This window comes from Pelagicoccus enzymogenes (assembly GCF_014803405.1).
Taxonomy (GTDB): Bacteria; Verrucomicrobiota; Verrucomicrobiia; order Opitutales; family Opitutaceae; genus Pelagicoccus; species Pelagicoccus enzymogenes.
Genome location: NZ_JACYFG010000055.1, coordinates 106,725 through 123,822 on the forward strand (window position 1 = coordinate 106,725; position 17,098 = coordinate 123,822).

The 17,098-nt window shown below is 60.6% G+C and carries 9 protein-coding genes and 1 pseudogene; 6 read left to right on the top strand and 4 right to left on the bottom strand.

Features of this window, described 5'->3' with window-relative positions:
- Positions 1-35 precede the first annotated feature (35 nt).
- The 6 genes from IEN85_RS22225 (at position 36) to IEN85_RS22250 (ending at position 8,835) form a co-directional block, all read left to right on the top strand.
- Positions 36-2,462: a glycoside hydrolase family 2 TIM barrel-domain containing protein gene (locus tag IEN85_RS22225; protein WP_191619311.1), complete on the top strand. Its 2,427-nt coding sequence runs from the start codon at positions 36-38 to the stop codon at positions 2,460-2,462.
- 105 nt (positions 2,463-2,567) lie between these two features.
- Positions 2,568-4,514 carry a DUF294 nucleotidyltransferase-like domain-containing protein gene (locus IEN85_RS22230; RefSeq protein ID WP_191619312.1) on the top strand — a complete coding sequence of 649 codons (1,947 nt, stop codon included), beginning with the start codon at positions 2,568-2,570 and terminating at the stop codon, positions 4,512-4,514.
- Positions 4,511-5,182 (top strand): 3'-5' exonuclease, encoded by a 672-nt coding sequence (locus IEN85_RS22235; RefSeq protein WP_191619313.1) that lies wholly within the window; start codon positions 4,511-4,513, stop codon positions 5,180-5,182. The genes IEN85_RS22230 and IEN85_RS22235 overlap by 4 nt, the downstream gene beginning before the upstream one ends.
- Before the next feature lie 15 nt (positions 5,183-5,197).
- Entirely contained in the window at positions 5,198-6,580 is a 1,383-nt protein-coding gene (locus IEN85_RS22240) for a family 43 glycosylhydrolase (protein ID WP_191619314.1), read from the top strand.
- A gap of 119 nt (positions 6,581-6,699) precedes the next feature.
- Positions 6,700-7,752 carry a glycoside hydrolase family 43 protein gene (locus tag IEN85_RS22245; RefSeq protein ID WP_191619315.1) on the top strand — a complete coding sequence of 351 codons (1,053 nt, stop codon included), beginning with the start codon at positions 6,700-6,702 and terminating at the stop codon, positions 7,750-7,752.
- 204 nt (positions 7,753-7,956) lie between these two features.
- A complete protein-coding gene (locus tag IEN85_RS22250) occupies positions 7,957-8,835 on the top strand; it encodes a helix-turn-helix transcriptional regulator (RefSeq protein ID WP_191619316.1) in 879 nt (292 codons plus the stop codon).
- 273 nt (positions 8,836-9,108) lie between these two features.
- On the opposite strand, the gene IEN85_RS22255 is transcribed toward IEN85_RS22250, so the two are convergent.
- The 4 genes and pseudogenes from IEN85_RS22255 to IEN85_RS22270 all read right to left on the bottom strand — a co-directional run.
- Positions 9,109-12,834 carry a TonB-dependent receptor plug domain-containing protein gene (locus IEN85_RS22255; protein ID WP_191619317.1) on the bottom strand — a complete coding sequence of 1,242 codons (3,726 nt, stop codon included), beginning with the start codon at positions 12,832-12,834 and terminating at the stop codon, positions 9,109-9,111.
- Positions 12,835-14,251: 1,417 nt separating this feature from the next.
- Positions 14,252-15,004, bottom strand: a complete 753-nt coding sequence (gene istB / locus IEN85_RS22260; protein ID WP_191619318.1) for an IS21-like element helper ATPase IstB — start codon at positions 15,002-15,004, stop codon at positions 14,252-14,254.
- Between the two features lie 111 nt (positions 15,005-15,115).
- Positions 15,116-16,594 (bottom strand): IS21 family transposase, encoded by a 1,479-nt coding sequence (istA, locus tag IEN85_RS22265; RefSeq protein WP_191619319.1) that lies wholly within the window; start codon positions 16,592-16,594, stop codon positions 15,116-15,118.
- Positions 16,595-16,693: 99 nt separating this feature from the next.
- Positions 16,694-17,098, bottom strand: a pseudogene (locus IEN85_RS22270) (IS91 family transposase); the annotation flags it as partial.

Here is a 17,098-nt window from a genome sequence, read left to right on the forward strand (position 1 = left end):
GTCGCTTCCCACCAACCCCCATCCCCCAAAGACAAATGGCGTCCAAAAACTACGCTCTCGCCTTCGCCTGCCTCACCCTCGCCACCTCCAGCTTCGCTCAAGGATTCGGCGACTCCCAATCCATCAGGGAGTGGAACTTCCGTCTCGGCGACGACGTCACGGCCGAGGCATTGAAGCCTAATGATCCCGCCTGGCGCCCCGTCATCGTTCCCCACGACTGGAGCGTCGAGTATCCAGCCAGCCCCGACAACGCCAGTTGCACCGGCTACCTCCCCGGAGGCATCGGCTGGTACGAAACCGAGCTCGAGATCGACCCAGCCAGCGACAAACGCCACTACCTCTACTTTGAAGGCGTCTACAATCGCAGCCAAGTATTCGTCAACGGCGACCTCGTCGGCGAACGCCCCAACGGCTACGTCTCATTCCTCTACGACATCACGCCCCACCTCGACCCCGACGGCAGCAACCAAGTCAGCGTACGCGTCGACCACAGCCTGTCCGCCGACTCCCGCTGGTACACCGGCTCCGGCATCTACCGCCCCGTCCACCACGTCACCGCAAACCAAATACACTTCGCCCAATGGGGCACCCACTACCAGGCCACCGTCGACGAACAAGGTCACGCCATCCTATCCATCGAGACCGCCGTACAGAACCACCAAAAGCGGACCCCAGAAAATCTCACCATCGAGCACACCCTCTACGCTCCCGAAGGCCACGTCGTCGCCACCAAAACCCTCCCGCTTTCCATCGATGCCGCCGAGCGAACCAGCATCCGCACCGAGGTCGCCGTCCCCCATGCCCAGCTCTGGGGAATCCGGTCGCCTCACCTCTACCGGCTCGAATCCGAGCTCAAGACAAACGGAAAACGTATCGACCAAAGCGCTACAAACGTGGGAATCCGCACTATCGCTTTCGACCCCAACCACGGTTTCGCCCTCAACGGCGAGAACATGAAAATCAAAGGCGTCTGCCTCCACCACGACGCCGGGGTGCTCGGAGCCGCCGTACCCAAGCAAGTCTGGCGCGAACGCCTGCAAACGCTCAAGGAAATCGGCGTCAACGGCATCCGCATGAGCCACAACCCGCAAGCCACCGACCTCTACGACCTTTGCGACGAGATGGGATTCCTCGTTATGGACGAAGCCTTCGACGAATGGGAAACGCCCAAGAAGAAATGGATCAAAGGCTGGAACAAGGGCGAACCCGGATTCCAGGGCGCCGCCGACTTCTTCCACGAATGGGGCGAGCGCGACCTCGAAGCCATGGTCCTGCGCGACCGCAACCACCCGTCCATCATCATGTGGAGCATCGGCAACGAAGTCGACTATCCCAACGATCCCTACAGCCACCCCATCCTCGACAAGGAAGGCATCGGCCAACAACACGTCGCCGGCTACCAAAAGAACCAACCCCACGCTGACCGGCTCAGCGAGCTCTCCGCACGCCTCGCCGCCGTCGTTCGCAAGCACGACACCTCCCGCCCCGTCACCGCCGCCCTCGCCGGAGCCGTCATGTCAAACGAAACGGAATACCCCAGCAACATCGATGTAGTGGGATACAACTACACCGAAAACCGCTACGCCCAAGACCACGCCGCCTACCCTGAGCGCATCCTCTACGGCAGCGAAACCCGTCACGATCTCGCCGCCTGGAAAGCCGTCACAGACAACGACTTCATATTCGGCCAATTCATCTGGACCGGCTTCGACTACCTCGGCGAATCCGGAGCCTGGCCCTCCCGCGGCTTCACCACCGGCATGGTCGACATCTCCAATAAGATCAAAGCCCGCGGACACTTCCGCCGCGCCCTCTGGTCCGACGAACCCGTCGCCTACCTGGGAACCTACCAACCACGCGATCCAAAATCCAAATACGTCTCCATAGACGCCGGACGCAGTTGGAACTACGAACCTGGCCAAACGGTACGCGTCGTCTGCTACACCAACGGCGACTCCGCCCAGCTCTACCTCGACGGCAAAAAACTGGGCAAGCTCAAACCCTATGATGCCGAAACCGCCATCATCCACTGGGACATCCCCTACAAGCCGGGCAAACTCGAAGTGATCACCTACCGCGGCCAACAGCAACACGCCACCGATTCCCTCGCCCCCGCCCGTCAAGCCGCCGACCTGCGAGCCAGTATCCAAAAACCAACGCTGGACGAAAAGTACGACATCGCAGTCATCACTCTCGAGGTCCTCGACCAAGACGGTCAGCCGCTCGACGCTTCCCAACTCGAAGTCACCTGCGAGGTCGAAGGCCCCGGCGAGCTCGTCGGACTGGAAAACGCCTCCCGCGACGCTTCCGAAAATTTCCACGACAACGTCGCCGTCGCCCAAAACGGCACCCTCGTCGCCTACGTGCGAGCCACCGCCGACCACGGCACCGTCGCCGTCCACTTCACCGCCGATCGAACCCCGCGCTCCGTCATCGAAATCCCGATACAAACTGGGGAGTAGAGCCCCTCACCTCCGCAAAACCGATTTGCCCATCCATTCACAGAGGAGAAAAGCGTCCCGCAATAACGTGTTGCGGAACGCCCCCGACACCGCTCCAATAACGCCGTGTCCGCCCCTAACGTCATTCCAGACCGAATCGCCGATTCGCTCGCCAAATACCCGCCCTTCTCCCTGCTCGCCCCCGAGGAAGTTCAAGAACTCGCCCGTAAAGCCCGCGTGCAAGCCCTCGTCTCAGGCGACACCCTGTTCGAACAAGGCTCCCCGCCACCGCCAGACGTCTACTTCCTCGAAAACGGCCGCATCGAATACTACTGGAACAACGAGGCCAAAAGCGAGCTGGTCGACGTCCGGGACGTGGGCGACCTCATCGGCCTCACCGCCATCCTCGAAAAGTCTCCCGTTCGCGTCTCCGCAAACGTGGCCGAGGACTGCCTGCTCTACGCCCTCGAAGCCGAAACCTTCCTCCAACTCATCGAGTTCAACGACGCCGCCCGAAATTACGTGCGACGCCACCTTTTCTGGGCCACCCGCGTCGGCGGCAAGGTCAGCGTCCCGGAGGAAGCCCGTATCCACGGAAAACGTACAATTCTCGAGTCCTACTTCGAGGGAGCCCAGCTGGTCAAGCCGCGCCCCCTCGACCGCCTGCTCACCTGCCTGCCCGACGAGTCCCTGGAAGTCGCCACCGCCATGATGGTCGCCAAACGAGTCCCTTCCATCCTCGTGGTGGACGAGCAGCGCCACCCCCTCGGCGTGGTCAAAAGCATCGACCTGCTCAAGGAAATGGTCGTCGCCGGCGGCTCCCCTTCCTCGCCGGTCAAAAGCCTCATGTCCGGCCCCGTGCAAACCGTCGCGCCCGACTCCAGCACCGCCGCCGCCATCCTGCTGATGCTCCGCCAACGCATCGGCCTGCTCTGCGTCACCGAAGACGGCACCGCTGACTCCAAGGCCCTCGACGTCTGCACCTACAAGGACCTCATCGCCCAAACCAGCCGCCACCCCGCCTTCTTCCTCAACCAAATCCGCCGCGCCCGCACCGTCACGCGGCTCCGCGAGATCTGCGACGAGATCGAGCTCGTCGGCAAAAGCTACCTGCAAGCCAAGATATCCGGCATCCTCGTCGGCCAAATCTTCGCTGAGCTCAACGACGTGCTCATCGAGCGCCTCATCGCCCTTTCCCTCGAGGAGTTCGCCGACCAAGGCAAGAAGCTGCCCGAAATCCCTTGGGCCTGGATAAGCATCGGCAGCGACGGGCGACGCGAGCAAATCCTGCGTACCGACATGGACAACGCCATGGTCTTTGCATCCAGCGGCGACCCCGCCCAAGACGAGGAAAACCGCCAGGCTCTGCTCGCCTTCAACCAAAGCGTCATCGACAAGTTCGTCGCCTGCGGGTTCGCCCGCTGCCAAGGCGGCGTCATGAGCTCCAACCCACAATGGTGCCGCACCGAAACAGAGTGGACCCAAGAGCTCGCGGCCCTCAACCCCGAAGACGGAAACCAAATCCTGCGGGCCAGCATCCTGCTCGACCTGCGCTTCGTGGAAGGCGACCGGACCCTCTGCCAAAGCCTCCGCAAATCCCTCTTCGCCACCGCCGCCCAGAGCCCTTTCATGCTGCGCCGCCTCGCCGAAATCGCCGTCGCCACGCCGCCCCCGCTCAACTTCTTCGGCAAGTTCGTGGTGGAGAAAAAAGGCAGCAACGTCGGAGAATTCGACATCAAGGCCAAAGCTCTCTCCCCGCTGCGCGACGCCGCTCGCGTATTCGCTTTGCAATACAATCTCGCCAGCCGCCACTCCACCGGCGGACGTTTCGAGGAGCTCGCCGAAGCCGTGCCCGAGCTGCGGGAAATCGCCCAGCACGCCTACGGTGCCTACGACTACCTGCTCCAGCTGCGCAACCTCACCGGTCTCGATCGCCGCGACTCCGGCCGCTACATCACCCCCTCCAAGCTCAGCAAGCTCGAGCGCGCCCAGCTCTCCAACATCTTCGACATCGTGCGCATGATCCAACAAGCCGTGCGTCGCACCTTCCACCTCGACCCGCGCATGCAGTGATCTGGCCCTTCTCCCAGCCCAAGGAACCCACCGTCGCCGCTTACCTCGCCAGCAAACCGAGCCAACGGCGCGAAGCGAAGGAGATCCGCGAACTCCCCATCGTGCTGCTCGACGCCGAAACCACCGGCTTCAAGATCGGCGTCGACCGGCTCCTCACCCTTGGCATCATACGCGTCCAAGCCCAGCAAATCCTCGTCGAAAGCGCCCGCAGCTGGACCGTCTACCAAGAAAAGCCCATCCTCAACGAAGCCGTAAAGGTGCACGGTATCCTGCCTTCCGATACCAACAACGGCAGGCCCGAAAAAGAGGTCATGCTCGAATTCCTCTCTGAATTGCAAGACGCCATCATCGTCGGCCACCACATCGGATTCGACACGGCCGTCCTCAACGAAGCCAGCAAACGCCACTTCCGCATTTCCATAAAAAACCGCGTCGTGGATACCGCCCACCTCGCCATGCAAGAGCTCACCGCCTTCAAGCGCACCGGATACGTCAACCAACGCCCCCCCACCCTCGAAGAGCTCTGCACCCATCTCAAAATGCCCATCCTCGAGCGCCATACCGCCCTCGGCGACGCCTACACCACCGGCCTGCTCTTCCTCAATCTCTGCGCCCGCATCAGCCGACGCCTCGGTCGCCCTGTCCAACTACGCGACCTCCCCAGATAACGCCCCCCTTTCCCCATGAAAATCACTATTCGCCACCTCCGAACTCTCGCTCTCGCCGCCGCCCTCGCCACTTCCAGCGCCTTCGCCTCCATTCCTGGCGAGCAACCGCACAGCGGCAACCCAATCCTCCCCGGCTACTACGCCGACCCTGCTATCGTCTCGTATCAAGGCAATCACTACATTTACGCCACCATCGATCCCTGGGGTGGCGAGCAGCTCTCCTGCTGGGAATCCAGCGACTTCAAGAACTGGAAGCTCAACCTGCTCAACTGGCCCACCAAAACCGCCTGTACCGGCCCCACCTCCATGGGAGCCATGGTCTGGGCCCCCTCCGTCGTGCAAGGCACCGACGGCAAATTCTACATGCACGTATCCGTGGGAAGCGAGGTCTGGGTGGGCGTCGCCGAACACCCGCTCGGCCCCTGGGAAAACCCGCTCGGAGACCGGCCCATGATCTCCGCCGACTTCGACCGCGAGTTCCACATGATCGACGCCCAGGCCTTCATCGACGACGACGGCTCCGCCTACCTCTACTGGGGCTCCGGCTGGAATTGGGTCAACGGCGCCTGCTTCGCCGCCAAGCTCGCTCCCGACATGGCCAGCTTCGACGGCGAAGTGAAAAACGTCACTCCTCCCCACTACTTCGAAGCCCCCGTCATGGTGAAACAAAACGGCAAGTACTACCTCATGTATTCAGACGGCAAGACAACCATCGACACCTACCAAGTTCACTACGCCATCGGCGACTCGCCCCTCGGCCCCTTCGAAGAAGCCAGCAACAGCCCCATCCTCGTCACCGACCACTCCCGCAACGTCTCCTCCCCCGGCCACCACACCGTATTCGAAAAAGACGGACAACACTACATCCTCTACCACCGCCACAACATCCCCTTCGAGCCCGTGCACCGCCAGATCTGCGTGGACGAGCTTAACTTCACTCCAGACGGCCTCATCGAGACTGTCACTCCGACCCATCGCGGCCCCGAACTCGTCGCAAACCGACTCGGGAACAATACTTCCATTCCCGCCAGCGCCACCGCTTCCAGCTTCCGTGACGAGCGCACAGCACCCAACCACGTCCTGGACAACAACTACGCCACCCGCTGGCAAGCCGCTAGCGACGACAGCGAGCCCACAATCCAATTGGAATTCGACTCAATTTCGCAAGTAAGCCATCAAGAGCTTCGCCCCACCTTCGGCTGGAAGGAACAGCGGTTCATTATGGAGAGTTCCCTCGACGGCACAAGCTGGGAGACCGTGGCCGACTACCGCCAGTCCCCAATTTCCGGTTCCCCGATCACCCTCATAGAACCCGTCACCTGCAAATTCCTACGTATCCAATTTGTCGATGCGGCAGCAGAGAATCCTCCCTCGCTCATAGAATGGCTCGCCTACTGACACATTCATCTTAAACATGACCTTTGTAGGAGCGTGCTTGTCACGCGATGATTCGCGTCAATCCAACTGAAAAGTGCTCTCATGCCCCCACACTAGCCAACCCCACGACCGCCAACGCCATGAAAAATCGGATACAAATCGCATTTGCAGCAAGCTGCCTAGCGTTCGCTCCCACCACCCAAGCCAGCGAGCCAAGCCTTCTCATGCCGGACATGCCGCTGCACGATCCCTACATCGTGGCCCACGAGCCGACCCAGACCTACTACCTCTACACCCGAAACGTTTCACGTCTCACCGGCGTCAAAGCCCTCGGCACCATGGCCTACACCTCCAAGGACCTGAAGCACTGGAATCAGCCTAAAGTCGTCTTCACCGTGCCCGAGGACAGCTTCGCCCAAGAAGGCAACTGGGCGCCCGAAGTGCACGAGTACCAAGGCAAGTTCTACCTCTTCGTCACCCTGCACGACAGCGACGCCTTTCTCAAGCGCCCACCCGAAGCCTGGCGCGACACCTACGTGCGCGGAACCATCACCGCCGTATCCGATTCTCCTGACGGTCCCTTCGAGATGCTCAACAAGAATGGCCCCGTCGTGCCCAGAGAGCTTATGACCCTCGACGGCACGCTGTACGTCGACGCAGACGAGCAGCCTTGGATGGTCTACGCCCACGAATGGTTGCAGCGCATCGACGGCACCATCGAAGCCGTCAAACTCTCACCCGACCTCTCAACCGCGATCAGCGACCCCATTCATCTCTTCAAAGCCTCCGATGCCCCTTGGCTCAACGCCTCCATAAATGTATCCGACGCAGGACTACACTATTGCACCGACGGGCCGCAATTCTTCCGCAGCAAGACCGGAGATCTCCTCATGCTCTGGTCCAGCTACGAAAGCGATTCCTACGTGCAGACCATCGCCCGTTCCGAATCCGGCACCTTGACAGGCCCCTGGAAACAACTTCCGCCTCTCGTCAAACGCGACTCCGGACACGGCATGCTTTTCCATACCTTCGAAGGCGAGCTGATGATGGTGCTGCACCGCCCCTTCCGCAACGCCCGCGGCAAGCTCTTCGACATGGCCGACCGCGGCGACCACTTGGAAATCCTCCGCCAACGCACCGACCTAGACGGCGACCCCGCTTACGAGAACCTTCAACAAGCGCTCGGTCTCTAGGCTCAGTCCTTGTCCAGGTTCCCCCAGTCCGATGCCTCGCCTGTCCCTCACCTTATCAACGATTGCTCTGCACCTCGGCCACCAACGCGATGACGATCGAAAACCCCACCTCTACACTCTCATGAAGCTGGCCGACGGGAACGCTGAAATCGCCGTCGAGCTCCAAGAGTACAAAACATCGGCGCCATCTCCGTCCAGCTGGAAATGGTCAGAACCGACTCGCACAACTTGGGAGAAACTACCCAGAAACACATTCAAACCGCCCACAAGTTGGCTCGCACCGCCCTGGCCGACGCTCGCGACTCCATTTGGAACATGTGCTCCCAAGTCCTCGAGAAATACGACTTGAGCCGGGCGCTCGAACGGATCGCCAAGCAACTGACCGGCGTCACCGATATCGAAATAGATGTCGACGTAGTGGGAAAACGGAGACGTCTCCCACCCGTCGTCGAAAATAACTTGCTGCGCATCGGACAAGAGGCCCTCACCAACGCCTGCAAGCACGCCAACCCAAAAACCATAAATGTCCGCATCTCCTACCAGAACAGAAGACTCGAGCTGCTGGTGAGCGACGACGGAATCGGTTTCGACATCGAATCGCTTTCTCCCGAATCAAAAAAGAGCTTCGGACTGCCCGGCATGGGCGGCGCCGAGGCGATCATGGCCATCAGAAAACTCCACCCCGAAACCAAGGTCATCGTCATCTCCACCTACGACTGGGACGAGGATATTCATCGCGCCCTGCAATCGGGAGCGGCTTCCTACATCTTGAAAGACATGCCCATCGAAGACATAGCGGAAATCGTGCGCTCCGTATTCGAAGGCGGAAGCTCCCTGCCTCCCCCCGTAGCCAAACGCCTCGCCGAACACTCCGAACGCGAGCAAATCACAGAACGGGAACGCGAAGTTCTGGCAGCTCTGGTGAAAGGACGCAGCAACAAGGAGATCGCGGTGAGCCTCTCCATTTCCGACGAAACGGTGAAGTCCCACCTGAAGACGCTCTTCCAAAAGCTGAAGGTACGCGACCGCACTGAAGCCGCCATTGCCGACATCCGCCACGGCATCGTCCACCTGGACGAGTAAGCCGATCAGCAGCGGAAGCCGCGCCACCTTTTTCTGCAATTAATTGTATTCAATTTCCAGACACAAAAGGGTCATCCGAGCTGCTGTGAATATTGTTTCTGCAATGCGGACTACACGGAGGTCGTCCCTCCATTTTGCATGTTCTGGAGGGACCGGTGAACGTGTCGCTTCGCTCGGCAACACCCGGTCCGTAGTGCAGGAGCTGTTCTTCAGGAGGCACAAAAAGGCCTCCCTTTTCAGGGAGGCCCATAAGCTGCTCGCACTTGCTTTCAGCTAGAAGCTGAAGGTGTTGGAAAGCGTCCACGTAGTCTTGGCTGGGATACGGACTTGGGCGATCGATCCGTCCGGGTTGGCGAGGATCGGGATCATGTCGTCGTCGGCGAAGAGATTACGCACATTGAGCTGCACGCGATAGTCCACCTTGTCGTTTAGCTTACGCTGATAACCGACCCAGGCGTCGTAGTTCTCCTCGGAAGGACCGTAGATCGGGCGGTCCACGTCAGTCACCCAGATGTTCGCGTCCTCGTTGAACTCGGGGTAGTAGCCGATGGCCGACTTGTCTTGCCAGCGCACCGCGCCGCCAACGTTGAAGCCTTTCATCGGGCCGTCGTCGGCGAACTGGTAGTTGGTGACGAAGTTGAAGCGCCACTTGCGCAGCTCGTTCACGCCCTGGCCCTCGCCGGCCATCAGATTATGGTAGCTGCTGTAGACCTGGTTCATCATGCGACCGCCAGTAGTCTCGCCGTAGCCCGAGTAGCCTTGCTCTCCGTACCAGTGGCGAACGTCGGCGTAGCCGTCGATAGTCCAGTAGTTCAAGCCGTCAACCTCTTCCTGGGTGCTGTTGAAGCCGTCGAACCAAATGGGGGCCATCGACTCGATGAAACGTGGCCAGTCCGGAAGGATGTTGGTGCGGGTCGCCTCGTTCTTAGAGGCGTTGAAGCTCATGCGCCAGCGATCAGTCGGGTTGGCGGTAATCTCGAACTCGATGCCCTTGGACACCAGGTCGTTGGTCAGCTTCTGGCCGCCCGGAGGGCTCTGCTCCCAGAGGTAGTAGTCGTTGGTAATCTTCTGGAAGTCCTTGGAGGCGACCCACTCAGGGTCGAGGGGACGGAACCATTCCGCGTCCGTGCGGGCGTCGAACCAAGCTTGGCGATATTCGACCTCTTCCGGCGTCAACAGAGGGCCGAGGTACGGCTGGTCGGTCTCCGGGTTGATATCGCCTTGGGCAATGTAGTTGTCCGAGCCTGGCACCGCGCCCTGGCGGATACGAAGCGGCTGGTTGACCAAGGTAGAGATCTGGTCGCGCCAGTCCGCCGGGATCGGCTGGTTCATCACGCTTGCGTCGTAGGCGCCCTCGCCGAGGAACCAGTCGTTGACCAGCCACTCGGGAACGGGCTGGTGGAGGCGGCCCGCGTTGACCGAGGAGCCCCAGGTTTCCATGGCTAGGCCGTCGACGTGGCGCACGATGCCCCCCTTGGCCCAGAAGACCATGCCACTCGGGTCGCTGAGGGTGGTGTTGCGCTGCGTCGTTTCGTACCAGGTGGTGCGAAGCTCGAGCTTGTTCTTGAAGAGAGCGAGGCGGAATCCGTAGTCCTCGGTCGTTCCGGAAGGGGATGCCAAGTCGTTGCCGTAGTTGTCGATGCCCACGTCCGCCGGACGGAAGCTGCTGGAGTCGTTGTAGAAGACGCTGAACTCGGTGTCGCCCGGCAACTCGGCTCCGAAGAGGTCGAGCAGCTGGTTCGCGTGGACCACCACGCCCCAGCTGGTGCGGGAAGCCTTCGCTACGATCGGGTCTACGCCTTCGTAGGTCCATTCCGGATCGAACGGCAGATAGTAGTTATAGGTCTCGTCACGAGGCGGAGCCGCCTTGTCCCAGCGCTTGTACTCGTCCTCGCGCCAGCCGAACAGCGGGATGATGGCGTCGTTGAGCAAGCGGCCCTGCCAGACGAAGGCAAGCGACTCGGTCGTGTCGTAGCCTTCCCAAGCCCAGTTGTAGAGCGGAGCCTTGTCGCCCCGGTAGTCCAAGATGTTGGACGTTCCCGTCACCCAGGTCCGCGAATCAGCGTAGTCGAAGGTCAACACGTTGTTGCTGCTGCCCGGCTCCTGCACGACGTTGAGTCCCTGGATAGCGGATGCGGGCACCGAGCCGAAGCTAGAGTAGCCGCTCAGGTCGTCGCCCAAGTAGCGGGCGCTCCAGGTCCCACCGTAGGTTAGGCTGTTGTTGTAGCGGTCGTTGTAGGTCTCCGCGTCCCAAACGAACGGATTGTAGTTCGCGCCAGAGTTGGTCTTCTCCTCGTCAGAGAAGACAGCAGTGAAAGTCTGCTCGCCGAAGAGCTTGCCGAGCAGGTCGTTGCCGGTCGCCTCGCCCGGGTCGAACTTGTAGAACGCGGTGGCGCGGAGGGACTCGACCGAATCCTCGGCGTCGCTCGCGCTGTTGCCTCCATAGACCACCGGACGGCCAGCGTCGGGATTCGAGTATCCAGCCCGAAGGTTGGCGTTCACGTCGATCGTCACCGCGTTGGTGTCGATGAAGTTCATGCGACCGTACCGGTAGCTCTCGTCGTAGTAGCCCACGTTGATACCGAGATCGCCGTCGAGGTAGGTCTGCGAGAAGGAAAGCTCGAGGGAGTCGAAGTCGTTGTACTCGCTCTTGTTGGGGCCCTGGATCGACTGGTCGATCATAGCCAACGGGCCGTCAAGTATCATCTGGGTCGGCCAAAGGGAACCGAAACCGGTGAACGACTGGCCCGTAGAGCTCTCGAAGTTGGAGATCAGCGAGGAAACGTACGAGTTGCCCGAATAGTAGGAAACCTGGTCCTTGTCGTTCGCCCAATTCCTGCCTCCGAGGCCGCTCAGGCCGCCCCATGGACTACCGTCACGCTGACGATAGGCGTCAAGCTGGCCGTTGCCCACGACGCTGGAGTTGGGGTCCTGGAAGATCGTAGCCGGCTGGCCGTTCCACCAAGAGCCAGAGGGTGCCCCTGTGAAGAAGGTCCTGAGGTCGTCGCGGGTGGTGAACGGGTTCTCGGGGTCGCCCGTCGGCTCCTGGGGAGCACCGTTAGCCCGCAGCGGCTCGTGCATGAAGAGCTGCTCCGCGCGCCACCAGTTGGAGGCGAAGTCCGCCGCGGTGGTGGAGACAGGACGGTTCGCGTCGATTTCACCGAACTCGCCCCGGACGTCGAACTGGGTGAACACGCCGTCGCCCATCTTGGGCTGCCAGCGCAAGGCGCCGTAGTAGCGGCGGTCGTCGTTGAAGGTGTGGTCCTGGCGGAACTTGGACTCGTCGTTCATAGCGATGAAGCGCACCGCCAGAACGTCCTCGATCAAGGGCTTGCTCACGTCCACCACCTCGCGATGGGAGCCGTAGCTGTCGAACCCGACCTCCAAGGCGCCGCCGGACTCGCTCATGTAAGGATCCTTGAGGGAGCCGTTGATAATGCCGGCCGGGCTCCCAAGCCCGTAGAGGATCGAGTTGGAGCCGCGCTGGATGTCCACGCGGGAAATGTTATAGGAGTTGGTCGGGATGTTCGAGGTGAAGTAATTGCGGGTGATGTCCGCCTGGTTGAGGCCACGCAAGCGCGTGCCGCGCTGCGGGTTCACCAGCATTTCGTTGCGGTAGCCACCGTCGTCGGCGTTAGTCCCGTAGAAGTTGCCTCCGATGCCCGCGACCTCTGAATTGGTCGTATACACTAGGATATCCTTGAGGTCTGTCGAAGCCGTATCGTCGAGGAATTCCTCAGTCACGACCGAGATCGCGGAGGCCACGTCCTTTAGCTGCGTTTTAAGACGGGAGCCGGCGAGAGAGGATGTGGCGCGGTAGCCTTGGTTATCTTCGCCAGTCACCTCGAAGGGAGAGAGCTCGAAGACATCTTCGTCCGCCTCGTCGGCGTTTTGGGCGGTGAGCGGAATCGCGGAAATCGTCGCGATACAAGAGATCGAAAACAGCTTCGACCAGGGCGCCTGATGGACAGGCGCAATGAGGTTAGGGTATCTATTCATAGCTTGGTTGCAAAGGAGATCAGCTAGATCTCGTTGGTAGGGTTAGCTTTACAGGGGGTAAGCCTCGAGAACACCTAGGGAAACGCGAAGGGACGACCTACAGCGATGGGGCTTGAGGTCGACCGCGAGATGGAGGGGCTCTCACGGCATCTTGGAGTAAGAAAAAGAAGATTCGCTTGAGGACGCTGTATGGACGGCCTCAGCAACCTTCTGGTAGACGAGGCTAATTTTAACCCAATACGCCCAGATCCTCAATCCCCCAATTGGGGGAAAGTGCCAGCAGGCATCATAAAACCTCCGTTCTTTTCCCGGATTGCCACGAGCTTCGCGATGTCTTTTCCCTGAGAAAACCCCACAAGAAGTTCCAGGCTTTGGGCGTCCACCGCGAGACAACGAATGAACGCAGAATTGAACAGTGAAGGCCAAGGGATGCGATACTAGTATCAGTTGATACGAAACCAGATGTGTAACCACAATCTAGATACAAAGACAGCTTCTTGCGTTGATCGCCGATAGAAAGCCAAGCTGCTTCAGCGCAGTCACGAAGTCAGGCAGCGAAGGCTTGGCGGCCGTCGGTCGCTATTCCATCCCCTTCGTAGCTCGGTAACCCATCTATCCACTCCACCTACCCCTGAGGATTTGGCGTCCCGTAAAGGATTGGTTCGCTAACGCTCAGGACTTCGTCCCAACACTTCGTGTTGCCCATCTCCGCTCGCAGGCTCGCTACGTCGAACCTCTCTTCCCGGTTCTCACCCTTTCCGCGTCGCCAAACCCTGCGGAGCTGGCGTCCCAAAGAATTGGAAATTCGAACTTTTTCAGCGCAATCATCCACGTACCCACAGACTGCTCGAAATCCTTCTTAGCCACTACGGGTCAGCTACTTACCATTCCTAGAAGCAAAAAGCACCTAGCCCTCCTAAAAGCGATCAGATGCGCCGACCGATGGGCTGAACGAATGAGACAGGAACCTTCCGTGACACAATCCGACATCGCAAAGGAGGAGGGAATTTGTCGGACTCGCGTGTCTCAACTGCTCCAACTGAAACGCCTTCCCGAGGACATCAGAAGGAAGCTAGAACACGCTCCAGAACAGCTTACAATCCCTATCAACATACACTCGTTGCGAAAACTGGCCGCTTCCAAGACCGCGGAAAATTCGAGCAAATCTTCAGCATAGCTCTCACGCTTGGGTATGACCGCCTTGCGGTCATACCCGCGATGCGCTGGACTCTACCGCGACATAGCGAAGGCAGTCGCATCCATACCTAGTTGTTGGCGAGGTCGAGGGGCACTTGGATGAAGCCTGGACATCGTCCGTTGACGGGGACAAGCGCCACGAGGCGGGCCAGTGTCGAACATCATTTGAAAACGTACCACCCGTCATCACCTCAAAACGTACCACCTGAGCGTGGTTTTTTCATGGGTTTACGGGTTGTTCGGGGCAAGCCTGATTTCGTAGCCGATAGCTTCTTCCAGCGATCTTGATGACGTTGGCGTGGTGGAGGAAGCGATCGAGGATCGCCGTGGCGGCGGGAACGTCGCCGATAAGCTTGCCCCATTCCTCCAAGGGGCGGTTGGAGGTCATCATCGTCGCCTTCACCTCATAGCGACGCATGACGATCTCGAAGAGATACTCCCCCGACTTGGGGGGCAGCTGCTTGATGCCCATGTCGTCGATGATCAGCAGGTCGCACTTGAGATAGCGGGTCATTATCTTGTGGTGGCGTTCGGCCAGGTCGTCGTCCATCAGCTCGGCGACGACGTCGAAGATCGAGCGGTAGAGCACGCTTTTGCCCCTTTTGGCGACCTCGGCGCCGATGGCTTGGGCAAGATGGCTTTTTCCCACTCCGGGAGGGCCGATGAGCAATACGTCGCGCGGTTCCTCCACGAAGCGTCCCGTCGCCAGGGCGTAGACCTGCTTGCGGTCGATGCTGGAGTTGAAGGAGAAGTCGAAGCCGTCGAGGCTTCGGCTTTCGCGGAAGGCGGCGGCCTTGAGCCGTCGCTCCAGCGCTCTTTGCTCGCGGATGTCGATCTCGTCCTGCAGGGCAAGCTCGAGGAACTCGACGTGGTCGAGCCCGTTGCCTCGGGCCTCCTGCAGCCGCAGCTCCAGCGTGGAAGCCAAGCCGGAGAGGCGCAGCTTGCTTAGGTTCTTTCTGATGTTCTCGTTCATGTATCTTCTATTTGGTTACGGATAAAACTCGTTTTCTTTGGACCCCTAGCCCCTGCGGTCCCGCTGGGCGGGAAGCAGCGGGTTCGGGCAGCGCCCGAGGGCCTCTTGCCGCTAGTTGCCGGGATCGAACAGGGAGGCGCCGCCGATATGGCTGTCGTAGCCGGCCGGAGAACGGATGATCTCGTGGCTCTCGAGGAAGCTGAAGCTTTCCTGTCGAGCCGGAGCGACCAGCCAGTTCTTCAGCTCGCCGAGGCGGTAGTGCCCGTGCAGCGTCGCCTTGGCGCAGGCGGCGTCGATCTGGCTCTTGCTGTATTTGCCGTTCAAGGACAGAAGGCCCTGCATGATCCGCACGGCCATCTCCCCGCGGTTGGCGAGGACCCCGTCGGCCCACGCCGCCACGCTTGGCCCCATGCGAGAGCAGCGGGAACGGTAGTAGCCGCAGCTTTCCTCGAAGCTTCCGCGGCGTCCGTCGGCGCCGAGGACCTGGGTGAACTGGCCCTGGGCCAAGCGGGCGTGGACGCGCACGCTCTCCAGCTTCGAGTCGAGGATGCGGACCGTTCGAGCGTCCCAGCGTACCCACATATGGCGTCCGATGTACTGTTCGGGCACGTCGTAGTAGGCCTTCTCCACGATGAAGTAGCCGTCGCGGCCGACCTTGCGCCGGCTTTCCCTGTAGCAGGGGAAAAGCCCTTCGGGTAGCGGCTTTAGGGCCGGCTTCTCCTCGGCGAGGAAGTGCTCGATCACCTGCCGGCGGGTGGTGCCGTGTATCCGCTTGTCGGCGACATTGCATTCCCATGAGCGCAGATGCTCGTTGAGCTCGGCGGCGCTGCCGAAGCGACGCCCCTTGAGCTCCCGCTTGAGGTATCCGATCCCGTTCTCCACCTTGCCCTTGTGCTGGGGCGTGTAGGGCCGCGTGGGCATGATGGAGACGCCGTAGTGGCGGGCGAAGGAAAGCAGCTTGGGGTTGACCTCCGGGTCGTGCCAGTCCGCCTTCACTACGGCTGCCTTGAGGTTGTCGGGGCAAAGCCGAAGGGGAACCCCGCCGAAGTGGCGGAACGCGTTCTCCAACCCTCGGATGAAGCTCTCGCAGTCCTGGCTGGGCATGGCCTCGCTGTAGCTTTTGCGGGAATGGGAGAGGGTTACGCGAAGCAGCTGGGCCCTTTTCAGTCGGCCGTCCTCGCCTTCGATGATCGTCATAGTGCCGTAATCGATCTGGGCTTCCTCGCCGGGCTCCACCTCCATACGCCAGATGCGTTTCGGGGCGGCTTCCTTGAGCGACTTGACGAAACGCTGGACGGAGTTGTAGGAGCCCACGAAGGCATGCTCGGACTGCAGGTCGCGATGGATGCGCTTGGCGTCGAGGCCAAGATCGAGCTTCGCCTCGATGCTCTCGCGAAACGGGTCGCACATGCTCTGCGTCGGCGCCGGATTCCCGGTCATCACCGTGGCGCGTTTTGAATCGCCGCTCGTAGTTTGCCTGCCCTCCAAGGCGCGCCGCACCGCGCTGCGGTGGGCTCCAAGTTCGCGGGCAATGCGCCGTTGCGACCATCCTTGGGCCGCCAGATTCCTTATCGCTTCGATCTTATCCATTTTGAGCTGGTTTGACATGGATCGATCCATGCCAAACCGGCGCTCAAAGTGGTACGTTTTGAAGTGATGTTAGCTGGTACGTTTTGGGTGATGTTCGACACCGCCGAAGCGGCGGTCGGAGGCGAAGAAGCTTTTGAGCGTGCCCGAGCTCGCCGCGAAGAGAAGGTCGTATATGGCGGCTTCGTTGTAGCGGACCAGCTCGTCGAGCGTGTCGGGCAACGTGAATACGCAGTGGTGGTACCTGGTGGGGAGCAAGCGTTCGCTCTGGGCGGCGACCCACTTGCGGGTGGCCCTGCCTTGGCATTGGGGGCAGTGCCTGTCCCGGCAGCTGTTGTAGGCGACGATCTCGTTGCCGCATGCGCAGACCGTCTGGACGCTGGCTCCCAGGCGGCTTGTGCGGCAGGCCTTGACGCTGCCGAAGACCTTGCACTGCTGGGCGCTGAGCGCCCGTTTCCTTTTGAGAGGGGGTTCGAAGCGGGTGATGATGTCCGCCAGCTTGCCCAT